At 26.5% G+C, this 3,630-nt stretch carries 4 protein-coding genes; 3 read left to right on the top strand and 1 reads right to left on the bottom strand.

Annotation, left to right across the window (positions count from 1 at the left end; genetic code table 11):
* From E6A48_RS11075 to E6A48_RS11065, 3 genes are all read left to right on the top strand, one after another.
* Window positions 1–682 (top strand): MFS transporter (locus E6A48_RS11075; RefSeq protein ID WP_475561309.1); only part of this gene is annotated, 682 nt, incomplete at its 5' end.
* Between the two features lie 35 nt (window positions 683–717).
* Window positions 718–1,092, top strand: coding sequence for a hypothetical protein (locus E6A48_RS11070; protein WP_219710334.1), 375 nt, complete (start codon window positions 718–720; stop codon window positions 1,090–1,092).
* Window positions 1,093–1,172: 80 nt separating this feature from the next.
* Window positions 1,173–2,762 carry a peptide ABC transporter substrate-binding protein gene (locus tag E6A48_RS11065; RefSeq protein WP_219710332.1) on the top strand — a complete coding sequence of 530 codons (1,590 nt, stop codon included), beginning with the start codon at window positions 1,173–1,175 and terminating at the stop codon, window positions 2,760–2,762.
* Window positions 2,763–2,784: 22 nt separating this feature from the next.
* Here E6A48_RS11065 and E6A48_RS11060 read toward each other — a convergent pair whose 3' ends face one another.
* Complete coding sequence (locus tag E6A48_RS11060) at window positions 2,785–3,609, bottom strand: SAVED domain-containing protein (RefSeq protein ID WP_258018608.1); 825 nt, start codon at window positions 3,607–3,609, stop codon at window positions 2,785–2,787.
* Window positions 3,610–3,630: the final 21 nt, after the last annotated feature.

The raw sequence follows: 3,630 nt of genomic DNA, 5'->3' as shown, positions 1-3,630 counted from the left end.
TTTTATATCTGTTTTTAGTATATTGATGCTTATAATGATGTTTATTTCTTTACCAAGAAATACTGTGCAGTATAAAGTAAAGCTATTACATCAATTTGTTATTTTTAAAGATATTAGATTTATATTAAGTACATTGACAATTCTTTTTGGGGCAGCATCTTCTTATGTGCTTTATACTTATTTAAAGCCTATACTATTAAACTATGTTCATATAGATAATAAATATATTAGCATTGCATTACTAGTTTTTGGTGTAACGGTTCTTTTTAGTAATTTACTTTCTGGAAAATTAGCAGAGCATAATGGTGTTTATAATTTGAGATTTATATTTATATTTCAATTTATATGTATGATTGTTTTACCATTTGCTCTTAATAATTATATAACTTCTGCTATAGTAATATTATGCATAGGTTTTTTAATGTATTTGATGAACTCTCCTGTACAATTAAATATTCTAGATTTTACAGAGAGAGATTATCCTTCTTGTATTACTTTAGCTTCTTCAAATAATTCTTTTTCATTTAATTTTGGTATAGCTTTAGGTTCATTTGTTGGAAGTAATATATTTGATAGTTTTGGTCTTAAATGGGTTGGATTTGGGGGAGCAGTGTTATCTGTATTAGCTTTTTTAAGTGTTATTATACTTTATAATTTTAATATAAAAAATATTGATAATTAATTTATTTGTACTTTATTATATAAAGGAAATTATTTATGATGAAATTATTAAAAATATTGTTTGTTGTTTTTATTTTTGTAGGATGTACAAATAACAATACCTCAGTAAATAATATTGTTAAATACAAAGGTATATATACAGGAAATGATATTACATACAACGGAAGTACTATAGAATCTACTGCTACAATAATTACAGTTGAAGAGAGTGGAAAGGTTACTCTTGAAATAAAATTATCTAATCAAATAGTTAGTTTTTATGCAGATGCTGATTTAATTAAAGAATTATCAAGCACGAAGTTTGAAGTTAATAGTTATGGTCAATACTTATCCTTAGATTTTTCAAATGGGCTTTATTTTATATTTAATCAAGGTTCAGATAATTATTCTGGAAATTTAACTAAACAATAATTTAGTTAGTTCTAATAAAGATATTGACAATTTAATATTTATAATTTAATGTTAACATAATTTATAGATAGGGTTAGAAAATGAAAAGAATATTTGCAATATTATCTTGTATTTTTATTTTAGCTTGTTCTAATAATGTAAACAATAATGAAGTTATAAAGGTTACTGTTGGTGCAGAGCCTCAAAGTATAGACCCATCATATTTATCTGCAATTGATAGTATGATTTATGCTGTGCATGTATTTGAGGGGTTAGTTACAAAAGATAAAGAGGGCAATATTGTAGGAGGAGTTGCAGAGAGTTGGGAAGTTTCTCCTGATGGCTTAAATATTATATTTCATTTTAGAGATAATGCTAAATGGTCTGACGGTAAAAAGATTACAGCAGATGAATTTGTATATTCTTTTAGAAGATTGGTTGATCCTAATACAGCTTCTTCTTATGGTTTTTTAGCTTCGCCTATTAAAAATGCTGATAAAATAATGGCTGGCAAACTTAGAAATGAACAATTAGGAGTTGAGACAATAGATGAAAAAACTTTATTAATAAAATTTGAAACACCAACTGCATATTTTTTGGAATTATTTTGCATACCTATATTTTCACCATTAAGAGCAGACTATATTGAAGATAATGATAAATGGACTTTTTACCCAAACACATATATAGGTAATGGTCCTTATAAGATGATAGAGAGAAAAGTAGATGAATCAATATCATTAGAGTTAAACACAAATTATTGGAATAAAGATAATATAGTTGCAAAAAGAATAGATTTTATAATGCTTTCAGATGTGTCAACAGCATACCCTGCATTAAAAGAAGGCTCATTACATTACTCATCAAGAATACAAAATAATGATATAGAGCTTTTAAGGAAAGAAGGATATTTAGTTATAACCCCATCTTTGGGTACGGCTTATTATGCTGTAAATAATACAAATGAAGTTTTAAAAGATAAAAAAGTTCGCAGAGCATTGGCATTAGCAATAGACAGAAACTATATAGTAGAAAATATCACTAAAGGCGGAGAGGTTCCAGCTGGAGCATTTATTCCATTTGGTCTTAAAGATGTAAATGGAGATTTTAGAGAGAATGGCGGAAATTATTTTAGTGTATCAAAAGAAGATTATGAGTCAAATATTAAAGAGGCAAAAAGACTTCTCGCTGAAGCTGGATACAGTAACGGAGTTAATTTTCCTGTTTTAGAGTTTAAAACAAATCCCGGTGCTGGAGTAACAATAGCTGAAGCAGTACAGCAGATGTGGAAAGAAAATTTAAATGTGGATATGTCTATTACTCAAGAAGAATGGTCAGTTTTTCAAAAGAATAGACAAACAAGAAATTATACAGTATGCCGTGCCGATTGGATTGGTGATTATTTGGACCCTATGACTTTTGCTCAATTATTCACTTCAACAAGTGCAGGCAACAGAGTAGGCTACAGCAATATTAATTATGACAGTCTTATAAAAGATGCACAGTCTACAATAGATAACAATAGAAGAATGAATAATATGCATATAGCTGAAGATATGTTAATAGGTGATGATATGGCTTTGATACCTTTATATTATTATACAGCACCTTCTATGAAAAGCCCTAAATTAAAAGATGTTGTAGTTGATACTTTGGAAATAAGAAGATTTTTTTATTCTTATTTAGAATAAATAATAATATTTTTATAAAGCTTTAATATTCATCTATTAAATTACTGTTTAATATAGTACCTAATTCGTATCTTTTATTATTGCTGCTGTAATTATAAATATAGAATGTGAGATGATTGTTTTTATAACTAGCCATTTTCTTTCCCAAATATAAAAGTCCATTCGCTGGTATGGAACTTAATATATGAACTTCTTTAATATTTTGATATGATACTATATCATTAAAAATAGAGTTTATTTCGCTTACAAATATATCATAGCATTTTTTATTTACTAAGCTTTTGTCTGAGTTCTCTTGAAGTCTTATTTCATGCGTTATAGTTATAATATTGGTATATGAATAATCAAAGCCTTTGTTTATAATTAAATTTTCATTATCTTTATAAACTTCTTCTATGTTATCTACATTAGATCTGCCTGATAATATTATACCTATTGGCTGATTTATATTTGATATTCTTAATTGTGTGGATTTGCTTTCTATAAAATTTGTTAATTCTGGGTCAGTAATATCAATATCTCTATATCCCCATACAAGTGAATCTTTCGGTTTAGGAAGAAAATCAAAATTATATTTATATTTTTCTAATATATATGCTATAGACACTAGTATGCTATTTGGTGCTATTGCATAAAGCATAATTTTATCTTGCTTTGTAATATTTGCTTCTTCCAATTTAGATATTATTATATTTTTAAGTTTTCTTATAATATTATCATCTTTATATTTGTATATATTATATTCATTGTCTAAATCAATTTCCAAATCTATTTTTGGTATTTCCCCGAAGTTTTGAGATACACCCCTTATAGAATGAAATATTTTAACATTTTTATTTTCAGCCATAAACATTACTCTTTATTATAT

The sequence above is a fragment of the Brachyspira pilosicoli genome (assembly GCF_019402445.1).
GTDB classification, from domain to species: domain Bacteria; phylum Spirochaetota; class Brachyspiria; order Brachyspirales; family Brachyspiraceae; genus Brachyspira; species Brachyspira pilosicoli_B.
Note: the sequence above shows the minus strand (reverse complement) of the source record. Positions and strands in the feature narration are given on the sequence as shown.